Genomic DNA, 18,085 nt, shown 5'->3' on the forward strand with positions numbered 1-18,085 from the left:
CTTAGCCAGCCGCCGAAAAGCGTGAATTGGCCAGGCTGTCCTGCATATCGCGCCGGTAGTAGATAAAGTCCATCTCGGGGATGGGCGCGCCCAGCTTGGTGGCGATGGCGGCGATCTGGCCACGGTGATGGGCATAGTGGGTGGCGAAGTGGGTCAGGACATCGTGCACCCAGTTCACATGTTCCATGCCCGAACCGGAATGGAAATGCAGCTCCCCTTCAAAGAACTCGGGGGGCTGTGCCTGCAGCCAGTGCTGGGTATGGCGCACCGTTTGCCTGAGCGCCTGCTTCAGTTCGCGCCATTCCTCGTGCAATTGCTGGTCCGAGCGCGATTCCTGCGCTTCGCCCTTGAGACGGCCGAACCAAAGCTGATTGTTCACCAGGAGATGGTTGGCGGTGCCATGGATGCTTTTGAAGAACAGCCCCTCATCGCGCTTGCGTGCTTCATCCGACAGCTTATCCAGGCACTCGAATAGTTTGTCGTTGGCCCAGTGCTGGTAGTCGACTAGGTACAGGAAGTGGTTTTTCCACGTGATCATGGCTGGCTCCTCAAGGCGTCCTCTGGAGCTTAGGCGGGGATGGCTGCTTCCGCCAGGGCCGGCCGGCTGCTGGAAGCCGCCATCCATCAGGCTTCCTTCAGCTTTTCCTCGATCAGGGCGTGCAATTGGGCGAAGTCCGGTTCGCCCAGGTAGCGTTGCACGATGCGGCCGCGCTTGTCGATCAGCAGCGTGGTGGGCGTCAGCTTCACGTCGCCATACTGGCGGGCCAGGTTGCCGTCCACATCCAATGCCACGAAAAAGGGCAGCTGCTTCTGCTCGGTATAGGCAGCCACGTATTGGGGCGGGTCGTAGCTCATCGCCACCGCCACCGTTTCGAAGCCGCGGCTGGCGAATTTTTGGTGGGTTTCCACCAGCTTGGGCATTTCGGCCATGCAGCCGGTGCAGCTGGTGGCCCAGAAATTGACCAGCACCACCTTGCCCTGCAGGGCGGCCTGGCTGGTCTGCTGGCCCTTGATCGAGGTGTATTGCACGTTTGGCGCTTGTGCCTGGGCGGTGTTACCCACGTACAGGATGGTGCCGATGGCAACCGCCACGGCGGCGGCAATGCCGAATTTCAATAGCGGTTTCATGTGAAACAATCCCTCCTACGCGATAATGGATAGAGCAGGGCAAGCTGCTTAAGTTGCGCAAGGCGCTTATTGTATTGATTTTCCGCGTTTTTCGCTGTGGCGGTATAATCCACGCCCCTTTCATTCCCCCGCCCCCCCAAGCTGTGCCGGGCTGGGGATGCGCCGCAGGCGCTCACAGACGATTCGAGACGAGTATACCCATGGCGATCCAATGGTTCCCCGGCCATATGAACAAGGCGAAGAAGCAGATCGCCGAGACCATGGCCAAGGTGGACATGGTCATCGAAGTGCTCGACGCGCGTCTGCCTCGCATCACTACCAATCCGCTGATCAACGAGCTGCGCCTCCATCGCCAGCGGCCCACCTTGAAGATCCTGAACAAGGCGGACCTGGCCGATCCGAACGTGACCGCCGCCTGGGTCCAGCATTTCCGGCAGGAGCCGGACAGCGCGGTGATCACCTTGGACGAGGCGGGCAAGCTGCGCGATACCGCCAAGGTGCTGGCGCTCTGCAAGCAATTGGTGCCGCACCGCATCGGTGGCGAAAAGCCGGTGCGGGCGATGATCCTGGGCGTCCCGAACGTCGGCAAATCGACCCTGATCAATGCCCTGGCCAAGCGCAAGCTGGCCCGGGTGGCCGATACGCCGGGCGTCACCCAGTCGCAGCAGCGCATCGAATTGCCGGAGGGCACCATCCTGGTCGATACGCCCGGGATGATGTGGCCGAAGATCGCCTCCAACAACGACGGCTATAAGCTGGCCCTGTCCGGCACCATCGGCCGCAATGCCTTCGATGCGGTCGATGTGGCCTGGTATGCCATGGGCTGGATGGCGTTGCATTATCCGACGGTGATCGCCAGCCGTTATCGCCTGCCGGATATCAACGAGCCGGGCGACGTCCTGTTCGAACAAGCCGCCCGCGCACTCGGCTGCATGCTGCCGGGTAACCGTATCGATGCGCAAAAGGCGGCCGAACGTATCTTGACCGACTTCCGTGCGGCTACCCTGGGCAGGATTTCGCTGGAGCGGCCGGACGACAGCATGGATATGCAGCTGCATGAGCCGGAGGATGCCGGCCAGGCCCCGCTCGATCTCGAACCGGATGACAGCGCCCCATGAAGCACTGGCTGTTTTTGATCGCTTGTCTGCCGGTCTGGGCGAATGGCATCGAAGTGCGCGACGACGCGGATAGACTAATCAAGCTGACGCAGCCGGCGCGCCGCATCGTCAGCCTGAGTCCGCATGCCACCGAACTGCTCTACGCGATCGGTGCGGCCGACAAGCTGGTGGGCCGCGACGGCGCCAGCGATTATCCGGCGGCGGCCAAGCGCTTGCCGGCGGTAGGCCAGTATGGTGCCTTCAATGTAGAAGCCATCGTGGCGCTGCGGCCGGATCTGGTGGTGGCCTGGGAAGGACCGCAAGCCGGGCCGGCCACCAAGCGTCTGCGTGAATTGGGTATCGCCGTGTTCGCCAGCCAACCGGGCAGCGTGGCCGCCATCGGCAGCAGCCTGCGTGGACTAGGGCAGTTGAGTGGCCAAGGCAGCCAGGCCGAGGCCGCGGCACAGGCTTTCGAGCAGGGTTGGCGCGCGCTGGAGCAGCGTTACCGGCAGGCCAGGCCCTTGCAGGTCGTGACCCAGGTGGGCGACGAACCGGCCATGACGGTCAATGATAAGCAGTTCGTCGCCGCCGTATTGCGTAGCTGTGGTACCCGAAACCCCTTCGGCGGCGAGCCCGCCGCAATCCCCCTGTTGTCGGCCGAAGCGCTGCTGGCGGCCAAGCCGGACGCCGTGGTGGCATTGGCCGAGGCCAGCACCGCGCAGCAATGGTTCGCCCGTTGGCGTGGACTGCCGTTCCGGCCCGCCTACCTGGCGGTCGAGCCGGACAGCCTGGGGCGCCCCGGCCTGCGTGTGCTGCCGGCCGCCGTCGCCCTGTGCAAGCGGCTCGATGCGCTGCGACGGGCCACGCCGACCAAAATCGACTAGAATTTGTCGCAACGCCCACAGTGAAGGCCGCCATGGACGCCGATCTCCAATACCTCGAAGACCGAATTACCGCGCTGGCACAGCTATGCCAGCAGTTGCGTACCGAAAACGTCGCGCTGCGCGAGACCGTCGTTGCCCTGAAGAGCGACAACCGCCGCCTGCTCGACAAGGTGGAAGGCGCCAAGGCGCGTGTCGAGACACTGCTGGGGCAGTTCCCTGCCGAAGCCCTGCCGGAGGATGTCGAATGAGCGAGATCAAACAACTCGACGTAACCATCATGGGCCGCGAGTTCCGCATCGCTTGCCCACCGGAAGAAGAGTTGGCCTTGATGGAAGCGGTTGCGTTCCTGGATCGAAAGATGCGTGAGATTCGCGATAGCGGCAATGTGATGGGTATTGATAAGATTGCCATCATGGCTGCGTTGAACATTTCGCATGAGTTCATGAACACCCGCGTTACAGGTGGTTTGGATGTTGCCGACTTTAAGCGTAGAATCGGCCGCATGCAGGAAACCATCGACGAGGCGTTCAAGGAACAGCAGCAGTTGTTTTGAACGTGGCCTCCCGTTTTTCTGCACCGAGTCATAAAGTTTCCCTGCGGCGTTCGTTCCGGCTCAGTATTCTTTGAACCAATATACTGACCTAGCTGCTGGCGTAGCGCGCTTGTTGCGCGCATCCCTCTGACGGATGTGCCTGATAGTGTGTAGCTGGTGGCGCCTTGAACCTTTGGTTCAAGATATGGGCCGGGACGGCGCCCGCGGGGATCCCCACGCTGCTAAGGGATGTTGCGGGTAATCAGCCCTCAATTCACCACCCGGCAAAGCCGGGCGCTTACGGTCCGTGGCAAATGAACCATCCCTTCGCTTTATATAGCCCTACTCCCCCCGCCCTCGCCGCCGCGAGGGAGCCTCGCTGACGCTCGTAAGCGCGTTAAATCAGTGTTTCCCTCTTCCCAGAAGAATACAAGCGACAAAGCGAACCTGCGCCGTGAACTACGCCGGCGGCGGATGGCCTTGTCCGCTGTCCAGCGCCGCGCCGCTGAAGCGGCCGTTGCCCGCCGCGCCAAGCCTTTGCTCAAACGCGGCCGGCGCATTGCCGCCTATACCGCCGTGGGTTCCGAATTGTCGCTGGCACCCTTGATTCGCCTGGCGCGGGCCAGGGGCGTCGAGATCTGGCTGCCCTTGGTACCGCGCCGGGGCCGCCGCTTGCGCTTCGCCCGGCTGGATGACCCAAGCGGCCAGTGGCGAGCCAATCGCTATGGCATCCAGGAGTTCGTCAGCCGCCGCCATATCGGCGCGCAGCGGCTGGACCTGGTGCTCTTGCCCTTGCTGGGTTTTGACGAAGAGGGCGGCCGTTTGGGCCAAGGCGGCGGTTATTACGATTGCACCCTGGCTTTTCGTGGCCGGCGGCGACAATGGAAAAAGCCCCGCCTGATCGGCGTGGCCTTCGCATGCCAAGGGCTGGCGCGCCTGCCGCGCGAACCCCACGATGTGCTATTGGATGCGATCCTGACGGAGCAAGGGCTGCGGCGCAGCGCGGCGGCGGCCAGCTGATCAATCGGGTGGGGGCGCCGAGACCGCCAACGGGCAAACTTGCAGAAACAAGCGGGCGATCTGCGGATACGCCGCTTTCAAGCCCGCTTCCAGCCGAGCCTGCTCGGCTGCCAATTGCTCCACGGTTTCCGCCACCAGCTCCGCCTTGATGGCCACCAGTACCTGCTCGCCCAATTGCAGGCTGAGCAGTTCCTGCACCCGCCCCACCGCTTGGTCCGCCTCCAGATACCGGCTGATGGCCTCGGTGAGTTCCGGTGCGGCCCGCCGGCCCAGCAGCAAACCCCTTACCGCCACACCGACCAAAAGCGACAAGGCCAGCAGCAGCAGGCCGATGGCCATGCAACCCAGCGCATCGAACAGGGGGTTCTCGCTCAGGATGGACAAACTCACGCTAAAGAGCGCCAAGCCGATCCCGGCCAGGTCGGCCACCGTTTCGCCCAGCAACAGCAGTAATTCGTGCTGGTGGTTCAGCCGCGCCCAGCGCAGCAGCGGAATACTGCCGCGCAGTCGGCCGATATGGCGAAGACAGCGCCATAGCGCCACCAAGGCGACGACCGCGCTCAACCACAAGACCCCGATCGCGAGCAATGGCGCTTCCATCTGCTCGGGCTCGCCCAGCTTATGCAGGCCTTCATGCACGACAAACAGGCCGCCCAGGCTGAAGATGATGATGGCGGCGATATACGACCAGTAATAGATGGCTTTGCCCCAGCCCGGCGGGTAGTCGAGCGAAGGCAGCGGCTTGGCCGACTTCAGGCCCCAAGCCAGCAATCCCTGGTTACAGCAGTCGGCGAATGAATGCACGGCCTGGGCCAGTACGGTACCCGAACCGGTGTAGACGGCGGCGGCAAGCTTGGCGATGGCGATCAGGAAATTGGCCGCCAAGACATGGCGTATCAATTTGTGCGAGTCGGCTTGAGCGGACATGGGCTCCTCCGCCTGTGAGTCTAGTGCTTTTCCCCGCGTGGCGTGGGGTAGCGCGGAAAAAGTCTCTCCGACACTGCCACATCAGCGGGGCCGGCTTCTGCGCTTGCCCAAAAGCACAATCCAACTGGTCATTCCCTTAGCGGCCGCCTGTTAGTGCGCTAACGACCACGCATCAACGCTCGCCGATTGCGGGCTATTTATATTGATATCCAGTACTTCCAAGGTTCGCGGCCAGGTTCCCACGCCTGCTACACTGGCGCGCGTTGAATCCATGCTGGGGGACAAGCAATTGCGCTATTGGCTGATGAAGGCAGAACCCGACGATGTCAGTATCGACGACCTGGCCGCCCGGCCCGACCAGACCATAGGCTGGTATGGCGTGCGCAATTACCAGGCGCGCAATTTCATGCGCGACAGCATGCGGCCGGGAGATGGCGTGCTGTACTACCACTCGGGCTGCGCCGTCCCGGGTGTGGCCGGCCTGGCCGAGGTGTGTTCCACGGCCTATCCCGACCCCACCCAGTTCGATCCGGACCATCACTATTTCGATCCCAAATCCACCGTCGAGCAGCCGCGCTGGCAGCAGGTGGACGTCAAGTTCATCAAGAAGACCCCCTTCCTCAGCCTGGCCGCCCTGCGCGCCGAACCGGCGCTGGAGGGTTTGCAGATATTGCAACGGGGCAACCGTCTTTCCATCACGCCGGTACAGCCCGAGCACTGGCGAGCGATATTGAAGTTGCTGGGGAGCCTGCATGAGCGTGCTGGTATTCGCCGGCTTCCTGGCCATCGGTGCGACCGCCGGGGTATTGGCCGGCCTGCTGGGCGTAGGCGGCGGATTGATCATCGTGCCGGCCCTGGTGGCCCTGTTCGAGATCAACCAGATCGGCACCAGCCATGTGCTGCAGATCGCGTTGGGTACTTCGCTGGCCAGTATCGTCTTTACCTCCATTTCCAGTTTACGCGCCCACCATGGCCGTGGCGCGGTGCAGTGGTCCACCGTCCGCGGCATGGCGGGCGGCCTGGTGCTGGGGACCTTTGCCGGCTCCTGGCTGGCGGCGCGACTGCCCTCGATCGGCCTGAAATGGTTTTTCGTGGTGTTCGCCTACCTGGTGGCGGCGCAGATGCTGTTCGGCTACAAACCCAAGCCGACCCGGCAACTTCCGGGTTCGGCCGGCCTATCCGGCGTGGGTGGGCTGATCGGTGGTATTTCGAGCTTTGTCGGTATCGGCGGCGGTTCGCTATCGGTACCCTTTATGAGCTGGTGTAATGTGCCCATGCAGATGGCGGTCGGCACCTCGGCCGCCCTGGGCCTGCCTATCGCGGTGGCCGGCCTGGCCGGCTATGCCCTCAACGGTATCGGGGTTCCCGGCCTGCCGAGCGGCAGCATGGGTTTTGTCTATCTACCGGCCTTGCTGGGCATTGCACTGGCCAGCGTGGTCACCGCTCCTTTTGGTGCCGCACTGGCTCACCGCCTGCCGGTGGCCACCCTGAAGAAATGTTTCGCCGCCTTGCTGCTGCTGATTGCCAGCCGCATGCTTTTTGGACTTCTGAGCCTATGACCATGACCGAACGAAGCACACTCTACCCCGCCATAGACGTCAATCGCAGCGGCATGCTGCCCTTGGACGCTGTCCATACGATGTATTGGGAGGAATCGGGCAACCCGAACGGGGTGCCGGTACTGTTTCTGCATGGCGGGCCGGGTTCGGGCGCCAGCCCCAAGCACCGGCAGTTCTTCGATCCGGACTTCTACCGCATCGTGATCTTCGACCAGCGCGGCGCCGGCCGTTCCACGCCGGTGGGCGAGATGGGCGCCAACACGACCCAGCATCTCATCGCCGATATCGAGCTGCTGCGCGAAATGCTGGGCATCTCGCAATGGATGGTGTTCGGCGGCTCCTGGGGCTCGACCCTGGCGCTGGCCTACGGCGAGGCCCACCCGGAGCGTTGCCTGGCCTTCGTCCTGCGCGGTATTTTCCTGTGCCGCAGCTGGGAAATCGATTGGTTCATGCGCGGCATGCGCCAGTTCTTTCCGGAAGCCTGGTCGCGTTTCGCCGACTATCTTCCGGCAGATGAGCGCGACGACCTGTTGGGTAACTACCATAAGCGCCTGAACGATGGCGACCGTGCCGTCCATATGCCGGCTGCCCGCATCTGGAGCGTCTACGAGGGCGAATGCGCCACGCTCTTCCCCGATCCCGCCGTCCAGGCCAATTACGGCAATGACAATGTGGCCTTGGGCGTCGGCCGTATCGAAGCGCATTATTTCGTCAACCGCATCTTCCTGCCGGAAAACGCCTTGCTGGCGAATGTGGGCCGGATTTCGCACCTGCCCATGATCACCATCCAGGGCCGTTACGATGTGCTCTGTCCGCCCTTGTCGGCTTGGGAGCTGCACCAGGCCTGGCCTGGCTCGCAACTGGAAATCGTCCAGGATGCCGGCCATTCGGCTTGGGAGCCGGGCATTTGCCGCGAGCTGGTGCGCGCCTGCGAAGCCATGAAGTCGCGCCTGGCTTAAAGACATCCGGCCTGCAGTCCGACAGCGTCATACCGGCGAACGCCGGTATGACGCTAAAGTTATTTTCCTTACCGGCGAAATCCGCTTTCCCGGCCAGCTTCCTTAAAAATCATCCTGCGGATTATCGTCCGCCACGGCGATCTTGCGGCTTTCCAAGGCGGCGATCCGCGCTTCCAGGCCGGTAAGCAATTCGCGCGTCTTGGCCAGCACGGCCTGCTGTACTTCGAATTCCTCGCGCGTCACCAGATCCAGCTTGGCGAAACCGGCGGTCAAAACCGCACGGACATTCTTCTCTATATCGCGGGCCGGGCCGGCGGCCAGCACCTCGGACAATTTGCCGCTCACTTCGTCGAACAGGCGTTGGGCAAGCATGGGTGACTCCTGGAAGCATCAATTTAATTCCAGCCAGTCTAACAAATCGCGTCGAGAAGTGCGTCTCGCACCATGGGCAAGCGACTGCGGTACTCGACGCACCAAAGCGGTGCGGTCCGCCAGTCACGGCGTCAGTATATCCATGCAAGCTATTGATCCGTAAAGAAATATAAAGATGGCACGACCCATGCTAATGCTAGTCCCATAGGCAGTTCTCTGGTTCTTACCATTAGGAGCGAAGATGAAGTTCGTTAGCGCCATCATCAAGCCGTTCAAGCTTGACGAGGTCCGGGAAGCGTTGTCCGCCATTGGCGTGCAAGGCGTGACCGTGACCGAGGTCAAGGGATTCGGCCGTCAAAAGGGCCACACCGAGCTGTATCGCGGCGCGGAGTATGTGGTTGATTTCCTGCCCAAGGTAAAGCTGGAGATCGCCATCAAGGACGATCTGCTGGAGCAGGTGATCGAAGCCATCGAGAAGGCAGCCAATACCGGCAAGATCGGCGACGGCAAGGTCTTTGTCTTCGATCTCGAACAAGTGATCCGTATCCGTACCGGCGAAACCGGCGCGGACGCGCTGTAAACCGGTCAGGGAGCAGAGAACATGAGAAAACTCCTTAGCGCATTGGCTTTGGCCGGCGCCATGAGCCTGGGCATCGCCTGGGCCGAAGAAGTCGCGACCCCACCGGCAGCGACCGTGGTTGCCGCGCCGGCCGTTGCCGCGCCGGCCACGGTCGCAGCTCCGGCTGCCGAAGCGCCATCTGCGGTGGTGGCGCCTGCACCGGCTGCCGCAGCGGGGGCTGCCCCAACCATCAACAAGGGCGACAACGCGTGGTTGTTCGTGGCCACCGCCTTTGTGATCCTGATGTCCATTCCCGGCCTCGCCCTCTTCTACGGTGGCCTGGTGCGCTCCAAGAACATGCTTAGCCTGCTGATGCAGGTGTTCGTGGTGTTCTCGCTGATCTCGGTGCTGTGGGTGGTCTACGGCTACAGCGTGGCGTTCACCGAGGGGAATGCCTTCTTCGGCTCGTTCTCCAAGCTGTTCCTGAAAGGCGTGACGCCCGATTCCATGGCGGCGACCTTCTCCAAGGGCGTAGCGGTCTCGGAGTTCATCTATATCGTGTTCCAGGGCGCCTTCGCCGCCATTACCTGCGGCCTGATCCTGGGCGCCTTCGCCGAGCGCGCCCGCTTCGCCGCGGTGCTGGCCTTCGTGGTGATCTGGTTCAGCTTCAGCTACCTGCCCATGGCGCATATGGTCTGGTACTGGACCGGTCCGGATGCCTATACCTCGCAAGCGGCGGCCGATGCTGCCACCGCGACCGCCGGCTGGCTGTTCCAGAAAGGCGCGCTCGATTTCGCCGGTGGCACGGTGGTGCATATCAACGCCGCGGTGGCCGGCCTGGTCGGCGCCTACTTCGTCGGCAAGCGGGTGGGCTACGGCAAGGAGGCCATGACGCCGCATAGCTTGACCATGACCATGATCGGTACCTCGCTACTGTGGTTCGGCTGGTTCGGCTTCAACGCCGGCTCGGCCCTGGAAGCCAACGGCGTCGCCGCGCTGGCCTTTATCAATACCTGGGTGGCGACCGCCGTCGCGGCCTTGGCCTGGATGACGGTGGAGTGGGCCTGGAAGGGCCGCCCCTCGATGCTGGGCGCGGCCTCCGGCGCGGTGGCCGGCCTGGTGGCCATAACCCCGGCCTGCGGCTTTGTCGGTATCGGCGGCGCCATGGCTATCGGCGGCCTGGCCGGCGTGGTCTGTCTGTGGGGCGTGCATGGCCTGAAGCGCCTGCTGGGAGCGGACGATGCGCTGGATGTGTTCGGCGTGCACGGCGTCGGCGGTATCCTGGGCGCCATCCTGACGGGCGTGTTCGCCTCGCCGGATCTGGGCGGGACCGGCATCTGGGACAATGTGGCCAACAAGGCGGCCGAGGGCTATTCCATCGCTTCGCAAGTCTGGATCCAGACGCAAGGCGTGTTGGTCACGGTGCTGCTGTCCGCCTGTGTATCCGCTATCGCCTTCAAGCTGGTCGATCTGGTTATCGGCCTGCGCGTGGCCGAGGACGAAGAGCGCGAAGGTCTGGACCTGACCAGCCACGGTGAAAAGGCATATAACCTATAGAGCGCTATGGCAACACGCTGGGAAGGTCGGAAATCCAGCATCCGCGCGGCCCGTCGAAAGACGGGCCGTTTTGCTTTGAGATAGCCAGTCGAACCGTATAACGCTAAAACACAAAAGGAAGTGTCTTTGATGTTTTGGCACAGGGCCGATTTTCTGTAAAATCCATTTTTTGAAACAGGGGATTACCCGATGGTTCAGATCGGCCTCGTAATGGGCAGCAATTCCGACTGGGAAGTCATGCAACATGCGGCCCAGCAGTTGAAGGCATTCGGCATCGCCTTTGAAGCGCGGGTGGTATCGGCGCACCGTACGCCGGACCTGCTGTTCGAGTATGGCGAGAGCGCCGAGGCGCGTGGCCTGAAGGCCATCATCGCCGGCGCGGGCGGCGCGGCCCATCTGCCGGGTATGCTGGCGGCGAAGACCACCGTACCGGTGCTGGGCGTGCCCGTTCCCTCCAAATACCTGCGCGGCGAAGACTCGCTGCTCAGTATCGTGCAGATGCCCAAGGGTATTCCGGTCGCCACCTTCGCCATCGGTGAAGCGGGCGCCGCCAATGCCGGCCTGTTCGCGGTGGCCTTGCTGGCCAACGAACTGCCCGAGTTGCGGGCGCGCCTCAATGCCTTCCGTGAAGCGCAGAAGAACACCGTGCTGGCCATGACCCTGCCGGAAGTCGAGTAAGCCATGTCCGCCAAGCAGCCTATCCTGCCGCCGGCCATGCTGGGCATCCTCGGTGGCGGCCAGCTGGGGCGCATGTTTGCCATGGCGGCCAAGACCATGGGTTACCGCGTCACCGTGCTCGATCCGGATGCCGGTGCGCCGGCGGCCGATTTCGCCGATGTGCATCTCTGTGCGGCCTACAACGACCACGCTGCCTTGCGTGAGCTGGCCGAGACCTGCGCCGCCATCACCACCGAGTTCGAGAACGTCAACGCCGAGTCGATGCGTTGGCTGGCGCAGCATGTGCCGGTCAGTCCATCCGGCGACTGCCTGGCCATCGCCCAGGACCGCATCCAGGAAAAAGCCTGGATACGCAAGGCAGGCCTGGCCACGGCCCCGTATCTGGCGCTGGATACCGTCGCGGACCTGAACCACGATCTGAGCCCCTACCTGCCCGGCATTCTGAAGACCGCGCGGCTGGGCTATGACGGCAAGGGCCAGGTTCGCGTGCAGACGGCCTCCGATGCGCGCGCCGCCTACGCCGACCTGGGCGGACAGCCTTGCGTGCTGGAGAAGATGCTGCCGCTGCGCTGCGAGGTGTCGGCCATCGTGACCCGCAGCAATGCCCATGAAGTCGCCGTATTCCCCTTGGCGGAGAACCGCCATCGCAACGGTATCCTGGATATCAGCATCGTACCGGCCCAATTGGCGCCGGCGCTGGCGGAAGAGGCGCAGCGGATGGCGGTGCGCCTGGCGGAGGCGCTCGACTATATCGGCGTGCTGGCGGTGGAATTCTTCGTGCTGGAAGACGGTGCCGAAGTGGCCTTGGTGATCAACGAGATCGCGCCGCGTCCGCACAATTCCGGCCACTACACCATCGATGCCTGCGTCACCAGCCAGTACCAGCAGCAGGTGCGTGCCATGTGCGGCCTGCATCCCGGCGCGACCGGGCTGCTTAGCCCGGTGGTCATGGTCAATCTGCTCGGCGACAGCTGGCGGGCCGACGGTGGCGAACCCAACTGGGACGTGCTGATGCAAGCCCCCAATACCCATCTCCATCTTTACGGCAAAGCCGAAGCCCGGCCAGGCCGCAAGATGGGCCATTACTGCGTGCTGGCCGCGGATAGCGAAGCTGCATTGCAGCAGGCCGAAGCCATCAAGGACACGCTGTAAGCGCCGTACCGCCCGCCGGTACGGCTGTCCGACCCACAGGAACTCCATCATGAACGGCCTTACCAGTACCAACCTGAGCAGCCTGAAGAAAATCTACAGCGGCAAGGTGCGCGACCTGTACGAGATCGACGACCGGCGCATGCTGATGATCGCCACCGATCGCCTGTCGGCCTTCGATGTCATCCTGGCCGAGCCGATTCCGGCCAAGGGCAAGATCCTGACCGCCATCTCCAATTTCTGGTTCGACAAATTGCGTGACCTGGTGCCCAGCCATTTCACCGGCGACCAGCCCGAGGATGTCGTGTCCGCCGCCGATCTGCCCCAGGTGGAAGGCCGCGCGGTCGTGGTGAAGCGGCTCAAGCCGGTACCGGTGGAAGCCATCGTGCGCGGCTATCTGGCCGGTTCGGGCTGGAAGGACTATCAGGCCACCGGCACTATCTGCGGCATGCCTTTGCCCGCCGGGTTGGTGGAGGCCGCCAAGCTGCCGGCGCCCATCTTTACGCCATCGACCAAGGCCGCCCTGGGCGACCATGACGAGAACGTCAATTTCGACCAGCTGGTCGAGCAGATCGGCGCCGACCTGGCCGGCCAGGTGCGCGATACTTCGATCAAGCTCTACCTGGCCGCCAGCGAATACGCCGCCACCCGCGGCATCATCATCGCCGATACCAAGTTCGAGTTCGGCCTGGACGAAAATGGCACGCTGACACTGATGGACGAGGCCTTGACGCCCGATTCCAGCCGTTTCTGGCCAGCCGACCAATATGTCACCGGCAGCAATCCACCCAGCTACGACAAGCAATTCGTCCGTGATTGGCTGGAAAGCACCGGCTGGAACAAGCAGCCGCCGGCACCGGCACTGCCGGCTGAAGTGGGTGAGAAGACCGCCGCCAAATACCGCGAAGCGCTGGAACGCCTGACCGGCTAAGGGCTCCCGCAACTACTCATTGAAGCCCCTTGGGTGCCGGCCGTTTCAAGGTCTATTCTTTCCTGCGACAGGTCAGAAATCGAAACGGCAGGCATATATGGTCTTCGGGCTATTCAAACGGCTGTTCGGCGGCGATAGCGAGCCGCCCCCCCCGGCACCGGCCCATAGCACGACGGTACAACCCTTGCCGAATACCCTGGCGCCCGCGCCGGGGCAGGCGGGCTTTGTGGCCGGCGCGCCGGTCGATACCATGTTGCAGCGCGAGATCGTGCTCGACCGCGACTTGAAAGTGGTGGGCTATGACTTTCGCCTACGCGATAGCGTGCTCAAACGCAAGGACAAGATGGCGCATTCGGTGTGGCGCCTCTACGACGAAGTCCTGCTGCGCAATTTCCTGGCCGAGGAATCCACCAAGGCCTTTGGCCAGAAGCGTATCTTTCTCGATGTCTCGGTCTGGGCGCTGGAAAGCATCCTGCTGGAAAAGCTGCCGCGCGGCCGCTTCGTGCTGATGCTGCGCTACGACGCCGAGTTTTTCCGCGATGCCCTGGTCCATATCGATTTGCTGCAAGGCCTGAAGGACCATGGCTTTCAGCTCGGCTTCGACAATTTCCCCCTCGAAGCGGAGCTGATCCCGCTGTTCCCGCTGGCCGATTATCACAAGCTGTCGGTGACCGATAAGGATGTCACCGAACTGTCCAAGGTAGTGTCCGCCACCGCGAATGCGGCGCCCGATGCGGAAATCCTGGTGGGCGATATCCATTTCTTCGAAGAATTGCAGGTGTGCCGCCAGCTGCAGGTGCATTACCTGCAAGGCAGCTATCTGCGCCGCAAGGAGCTGTCGGAGGCGGATGCGGTGGACGCCAGCTATCTGCGGCTGCTGGAAGTGCTCAATCTGGTGCGTACCGAAGCCGAGCCGCCAGTGATCGCCAATGCCATCAAATACGACCCCATGCTCAGCTTCAAGCTGCTGCGCTATGTGAACTCACCCGGTGCCGGGATGCTCGCCAAGGTGGAGACCCTGGACCGGGCGCTGATCGTGCTGGGCCATAAGCAGTTGTACCGCTGGCTTACGCTGCTGCTATTCAGTCATGAACGGCAGGAGGGCGACCACAACCTGATGCTGGAAACCGCCCTGATCCGCGGCCGTATCATGGAAACGCTGGGCGCGCGGCAATTCAAGCGCGAGGAACAGGACCAGCTGTTCACCACCGGGATGTTTTCCATGTTGGATGCACTGCTGCGGCAGCCCATGGAAAAGATTCTGGAAAAGCTCAACTTGCCGGATGAAATCAACCAGGCGCTGCTGACCCAGGGCGGGCGTTACGGCCCACTCTTGAATCTGGCGCTGGGCTGCGAGGACGGCGATCTTCCCGAAGATCCCGCGCTGTTCACTGCGGCCGGCGTCAATAAGAGCGATGCCAATCGCGCTCAGATCGAAGCTTTACTGTGGGTGGAAGAGGTGGTTTAACCGGAAAAGCCGTGGGACGTTGCTTGGGACTTGCGTGGGCGGCGCAAACGGACCCTGCTCGGATTTGCCACTGCCATTGGTGACGGTTTTTTGCCAGTTGGTGGGAATCTCTCTTGCAAAGACAGGTCTTTTGAAGATGTCCAAGCAAGCGGAGACAAAAGTGGGTCAAGGTCATCGCGGTCCTAGTGCGCGCTATGCGGAAGCTCGACATGCTGCTTACCATGACGCACAGCGTGAGTTTCAAGCGGCCCTCGGTGCGGATATTCGTCTGACACTCATTTCGGCCGAGGCACTTCGCCAAGCTGCCAGTTGGAGCAGTACTTGCTCTTCTACGAAGGCTGTCTATCTGCCCGGCTGGAACAGGGAGGTCGAGTTACGGAAATTCCGTCGGCGACCGCGCCGCGTAGAAGTCGCTATTTGGTATGGTGAGGCGCTACTTTGTGGAATAGCTCTTGGCCGTATTAGCGATCGTCGTGTCGTTGCGACTATTCATTTTCTTCAAGGCAACCCTCTCGCCGATAACCCCATTTCCGGCAAGGTCGGTGCGTTAGCTACCCGTTTTTTGGAAATCTATGCATTAGAGTTGGGTTGCACGTATATCTCGATCGAGCACCCGGTACCTGAATTGATCGAATATTACGAGAATCTCGGCTTTACAAATCGTGTCGTTCGGGGACGTAGAGTGATACGTCTGACCAAGCTGCTTGATCGGTAGTGTCTGATATGTTATGTTTAAAAATCATGGAGTTAAGTATGAAAAAAATCACTGGAAAATTCTGTGGTCCTTACAGCGGTGGCCATAAGCAGGGGATCGAAAAATCCTCGAGTACCCATGTACGGGTTAAGGAATATATGGAGCAGACAAATGGTCGCTTCTTGGAATCGTTGTCTATCGATGCCCCTTATGTAGCAGCAGGCGTGATGGCTGGGTCGCTCAAGAAAAAATCTGCGTAAGCGCTACGCTTTTCCTGGTCACGCGCGATTGAAGACATACACCGCCGCACCCAGCTCAGGGGGTAGGACCAGGCGGCTCAACTCGGTGGATTCGCTCAAGCTGAAACCGGTCTGCGCAAGATAATCCGCCCAGTTGCCGGTAATGAACTGCGACCTGCTCCCGATCACGATATAGGTCTGCACGCTACGTGTCCTGAACACCTGCCGCTCGAAGGGATTGTTGGCGGGGGGCCAGGAGCAGAGCACCACGGCGGGTGCGCCTAGCTTGAGCGCGTCGCGGGCATCCATGCGGCTGACGGCCTGCGAGCCGGCAGCCTCTCCCCAACTGCCGTCGTCGCTGGCCTGGATGGCCACCCCGCGTTCGCTCAGAAAGCGGCTCAAGGTGCCGTCGCCGGCCGCAATCTCGATGCAGGGCCGGCCCGCTATCAATCTGACCAGCTCGTCGATCAGCCGCGCCGAGTAGAAGCAATAGATGCCGCGCTTTTCCACCAAGGGAATCAGTCGGCGCTTCTGCCAGACCAAGGGCCACAAAAGTCGGAACCAGAACAGCGAGACGGGCTTGCGTTGCAGGTCCCGCTCGAACAGCAGTTTCTGCGCGATCAAACCATTGAACAGATTGAAACGGACCTTGCCCTTGCGCACGCCGGTGGCGGCGGAAAAGGCGAATTGGCGCACCGCCAGTTCGGTCATCGTCTGCCGGACCTGTTGCTGGACAAAGGCTTCGAAGGCCCGGCCTTGCCGCTCCCCGCTGAGAAAGGCATCGCCCGGACGCAGGCGGCGGCCCGCCCGCTCGGCCAATGCCTTCAGTTCGCTGGCCTGGCGGCGTGCGAACACGCTGGCCAGTTCATCGCGCACCGCCAGCCATTCCGCCGGGTAGGCTTGGCACAAAGCCGTCAGACCGGGCCGGGTCTGTAGCCAGGACCAGGTCTGCTCGGGCGTGCGTGCCCTCTCGGCGGTTGGCTTCAAAGCCGCGAGAAGACCCGTGCGGCGGCGGCCAGGGTGTCCGCGATATCGGCATCGCTGTGGGCGGCCGAAACAAAGCCGGCTTCATACAGGGCGGGCGCCAGATAGACCCCTTCTTCCAGCAGGCCGTGGAAGAAGGCATTGAAGCGCGGCTTGTCGCTGGCCATCACCTCGGCATAGCTTTGGGGGGCCTGGGCGGTGAAGTAGGCGCCGAACATGCCGCCGACCGCATCGGCGGAAAAGGTCTGCCCGGCGGCCCGGCCGGCGGCCTGCAAACCTTCGGCCAGTCTCAGGGTCTTGGCGCTCAGCGAGTCGAAAAAGCCCGGCGCGGAGATCAGCTTGAGGGTGGCCAGGCCGGCGGCGACCGCGACCGGATTGCCGGACAAGGTGCCGGCTTGGTAGACCGGTCCCAGCGGAGCGATCTTGGCCATCACATCGGCGCGGCCGCCGAAGGCCGCCAGCGGCATGCCGCCGCCGATCACCTTGCCCAGGGTGGTCAGGTCCGGCGTGATGCCGTGCAAGCCTTGGGCGCAGCCCAGGCCCACGCGGAAGCCGGTCATCACCTCGTCATAGATCAGCAAGGCGCCATGCTGCTCGGTCAGGCGGCGCATGGCGGCCACGAATTCGGCCGATGGCCGCACCAGGTTCATATTGCCGCAGAACGGCTCGACGATGATGGCGGCGATCTGGTCCCCTTGGGCGGCGAACACCGCTTCCAGCTGGGCGACATCGTTGTAGCTGAGTACAACCGTGTGTTCCGCCACTGCGGCCGGAACACCGGCGCTGGAAGGGTTGCCGAAGGTCAACAGGCCGGAGCCGGCCTTGACCAGCAGGCTGTCGGAATGGCCGTGGTAGCAGCCTTCGAACTTGATCAGCTTGTCACGGCCGGTAAAGCCCCGCGCCAAGCGGATCGCGCTCATGGTGGCCTCGGTGCCGCTGGAGACCAGCCGCACCTGCTGCATGGACGGCAGCATATGGCAGAGCAGGTCGGCCAGGTCGATCTCGGCTTCGGTCGGGGCGCCGAAGCTCATTCCCTTGGCGGCCGCCTCCTGTACCGCCGCGACCACCTCGGGGTGGCTGTGGCCCAGGATCAACGGGCCCCACGATCCGACATAGTCGATATAGCGTTTGTCGTCCGCATCCCAGACATAGGCGCCGGCGCCCCGGGCGAAGAAGCGTGGCGTGCCGCCTACTGCGCCGAACGCCCGCACGGGCGAGTTCACGCCACCGGGGATATGGCGCTGGGCGCGTTGGAAAAGTTGTTCGTTCTTGGTCATGGTGATTCCAGTCGATTTGGCGGAAGGCCGGCCGGCAGGCCCGCGATGGGTCCCGGCCGCCGTGCGTTCAT

The 18,085-nt window shown here is 62.6% G+C and carries 21 protein-coding genes, 1 other RNA gene and 1 pseudogene; 17 read left to right on the forward strand and 6 right to left on the reverse strand.

The features are described 5' to 3' along the window. Position 1 precedes the first annotated feature (1 nt). Positions 2-538 carry a DinB family protein gene (locus FNU76_RS11475; RefSeq protein ID WP_179958439.1) on the reverse strand — a complete coding sequence of 179 codons (537 nt, stop codon included), beginning with the start codon at positions 536-538 and terminating at the stop codon, positions 2-4. Between the two features lie 86 nt (positions 539-624). Then, positions 625-1,128 carry a TlpA family protein disulfide reductase gene (locus FNU76_RS11480; RefSeq protein WP_144278326.1) on the reverse strand — a complete coding sequence of 168 codons (504 nt, stop codon included), beginning with the start codon at positions 1,126-1,128 and terminating at the stop codon, positions 625-627. Positions 1,129-1,328: 200 nt separating this feature from the next. Here FNU76_RS11480 and ylqF point away from each other — a divergent pair, with 200 nt between their 5' ends. The 6 genes from ylqF to FNU76_RS11510 all read left to right on the forward strand — a co-directional run bounded on the left by ylqF (position 1,329) and on the right by FNU76_RS11510 (position 4,661). Continuing rightward, the gene (gene ylqF / locus FNU76_RS11485) at positions 1,329-2,246 is read left to right on the forward strand and encodes a ribosome biogenesis GTPase YlqF (RefSeq protein ID WP_144278327.1); all 918 of its coding nucleotides are present in this window, start codon (positions 1,329-1,331) and stop codon (positions 2,244-2,246) included. Next, positions 2,243-3,109, forward strand: a complete 867-nt coding sequence (locus tag FNU76_RS11490; RefSeq protein WP_144278328.1) for a helical backbone metal receptor — start codon at positions 2,243-2,245, stop codon at positions 3,107-3,109. The genes ylqF and FNU76_RS11490 overlap by 4 nt, the downstream gene beginning before the upstream one ends. Before the next feature lie 32 nt (positions 3,110-3,141). After that, a complete protein-coding gene (locus FNU76_RS11495; protein ID WP_144278329.1) occupies positions 3,142-3,357 on the forward strand; it encodes a hypothetical protein in 216 nt (71 codons plus the stop codon). Then, positions 3,354-3,662: a cell division protein ZapA gene (locus FNU76_RS11500; protein ID WP_144278330.1), complete on the forward strand. Its 309-nt coding sequence runs from the start codon at positions 3,354-3,356 to the stop codon at positions 3,660-3,662. The genes FNU76_RS11495 and FNU76_RS11500 overlap by 4 nt, the downstream gene beginning before the upstream one ends. Before the next feature lie 35 nt (positions 3,663-3,697). Next, a non-coding RNA gene (gene ssrS / locus FNU76_RS11505) (6S RNA) lies at positions 3,698-3,876 on the forward strand. Between the two features lie 170 nt (positions 3,877-4,046). After that, the gene (locus FNU76_RS11510) at positions 4,047-4,661 is read left to right on the forward strand and encodes a 5-formyltetrahydrofolate cyclo-ligase (protein ID WP_223879314.1); all 615 of its coding nucleotides are present in this window, start codon (positions 4,047-4,049) and stop codon (positions 4,659-4,661) included. On the opposite strand, the gene FNU76_RS11515 is transcribed toward FNU76_RS11510, so the two are convergent. Further along, a complete protein-coding gene (locus tag FNU76_RS11515) occupies positions 4,662-5,588 on the reverse strand; it encodes a cation diffusion facilitator family transporter (protein ID WP_144278332.1) in 927 nt (308 codons plus the stop codon). It abuts the gene before it with no gap. Positions 5,589-5,892: 304 nt separating this feature from the next. On the opposite strand from FNU76_RS11515, the pseudogene FNU76_RS11520 reads away from it, so the two are divergent. The 3 genes and pseudogenes from FNU76_RS11520 to pip form a co-directional block, all read left to right on the forward strand. Next, positions 5,893-6,267, forward strand: a pseudogene (locus FNU76_RS11520) (EVE domain-containing protein); the annotation flags it as partial. A 73-nt stretch (positions 6,268-6,340) separates the two neighbouring features. After that, positions 6,341-7,147 carry a sulfite exporter TauE/SafE family protein gene (locus tag FNU76_RS11525; RefSeq protein ID WP_144278333.1) on the forward strand — a complete coding sequence of 269 codons (807 nt, stop codon included), beginning with the start codon at positions 6,341-6,343 and terminating at the stop codon, positions 7,145-7,147. 2 nt (positions 7,148-7,149) lie between these two features. Further along, positions 7,150-8,106 carry a prolyl aminopeptidase gene (gene pip, locus FNU76_RS11530; protein ID WP_144278334.1) on the forward strand — a complete coding sequence of 319 codons (957 nt, stop codon included), beginning with the start codon at positions 7,150-7,152 and terminating at the stop codon, positions 8,104-8,106. A 102-nt stretch (positions 8,107-8,208) separates the two neighbouring features. Here pip and FNU76_RS11535 read toward each other — a convergent pair whose 3' ends face one another. Then, a complete protein-coding gene (locus tag FNU76_RS11535; protein WP_144278335.1) occupies positions 8,209-8,478 on the reverse strand; it encodes an accessory factor UbiK family protein in 270 nt (89 codons plus the stop codon). Between the two features lie 241 nt (positions 8,479-8,719). Between FNU76_RS11535 and glnK the strand changes: the two genes are divergently transcribed. The 8 genes from glnK (at position 8,720) to FNU76_RS11575 (ending at position 15,774) form a co-directional block, all read left to right on the forward strand. Then, complete coding sequence (glnK, locus tag FNU76_RS11540) at positions 8,720-9,058, forward strand: P-II family nitrogen regulator (RefSeq protein ID WP_144278336.1); 339 nt, start codon at positions 8,720-8,722, stop codon at positions 9,056-9,058. A gap of 21 nt (positions 9,059-9,079) precedes the next feature. Further along, positions 9,080-10,594 carry an ammonium transporter gene (gene amt, locus FNU76_RS11545; protein WP_144278337.1) on the forward strand — a complete coding sequence of 505 codons (1,515 nt, stop codon included), beginning with the start codon at positions 9,080-9,082 and terminating at the stop codon, positions 10,592-10,594. A gap of 189 nt (positions 10,595-10,783) precedes the next feature. Then, positions 10,784-11,272: a 5-(carboxyamino)imidazole ribonucleotide mutase gene (gene purE / locus FNU76_RS11550; RefSeq protein ID WP_144278338.1), complete on the forward strand. Its 489-nt coding sequence runs from the start codon at positions 10,784-10,786 to the stop codon at positions 11,270-11,272. Between the two features lie 3 nt (positions 11,273-11,275). After that, a complete protein-coding gene (locus tag FNU76_RS11555) occupies positions 11,276-12,424 on the forward strand; it encodes a 5-(carboxyamino)imidazole ribonucleotide synthase (protein WP_144278339.1) in 1,149 nt (382 codons plus the stop codon). Positions 12,425-12,473: 49 nt separating this feature from the next. Continuing rightward, the gene (locus tag FNU76_RS11560) at positions 12,474-13,352 is read left to right on the forward strand and encodes a phosphoribosylaminoimidazolesuccinocarboxamide synthase (protein WP_144278340.1); all 879 of its coding nucleotides are present in this window, start codon (positions 12,474-12,476) and stop codon (positions 13,350-13,352) included. Positions 13,353-13,449: 97 nt separating this feature from the next. After that, positions 13,450-14,820 (forward strand): EAL and HDOD domain-containing protein, encoded by a 1,371-nt coding sequence (locus FNU76_RS11565; protein WP_144278341.1) that lies wholly within the window; start codon positions 13,450-13,452, stop codon positions 14,818-14,820. A 64-nt stretch (positions 14,821-14,884) separates the two neighbouring features. Next, positions 14,885-15,535 carry a hypothetical protein gene (locus FNU76_RS11570; protein WP_223879316.1) on the forward strand — a complete coding sequence of 217 codons (651 nt, stop codon included), beginning with the start codon at positions 14,885-14,887 and terminating at the stop codon, positions 15,533-15,535. A gap of 38 nt (positions 15,536-15,573) precedes the next feature. Continuing rightward, complete coding sequence (locus FNU76_RS11575; protein ID WP_144278343.1) at positions 15,574-15,774, forward strand: hypothetical protein; 201 nt, start codon at positions 15,574-15,576, stop codon at positions 15,772-15,774. Between the two features lie 18 nt (positions 15,775-15,792). On the opposite strand, the gene FNU76_RS11580 is transcribed toward FNU76_RS11575, so the two are convergent. Both FNU76_RS11580 and hemL read right to left on the reverse strand, forming a co-directional pair. Further along, entirely contained in the window at positions 15,793-16,740 is a 948-nt protein-coding gene (locus tag FNU76_RS11580) for an SAM-dependent methyltransferase (protein ID WP_144278344.1), read from the reverse strand. Beyond that, complete coding sequence (gene hemL, locus FNU76_RS11585; RefSeq protein WP_144280652.1) at positions 16,737-18,014, reverse strand: glutamate-1-semialdehyde 2,1-aminomutase; 1,278 nt, start codon at positions 18,012-18,014, stop codon at positions 16,737-16,739. Before hemL ends, FNU76_RS11580 begins: the two co-directional genes overlap by 4 nt. Positions 18,015-18,085: the final 71 nt, after the last annotated feature.

This window comes from Chitinimonas arctica, from assembly GCF_007431345.1.
In the GTDB taxonomy this organism is placed as follows: domain Bacteria; phylum Pseudomonadota; class Gammaproteobacteria; order Burkholderiales; family Chitinimonadaceae; genus Chitinimonas; species Chitinimonas arctica.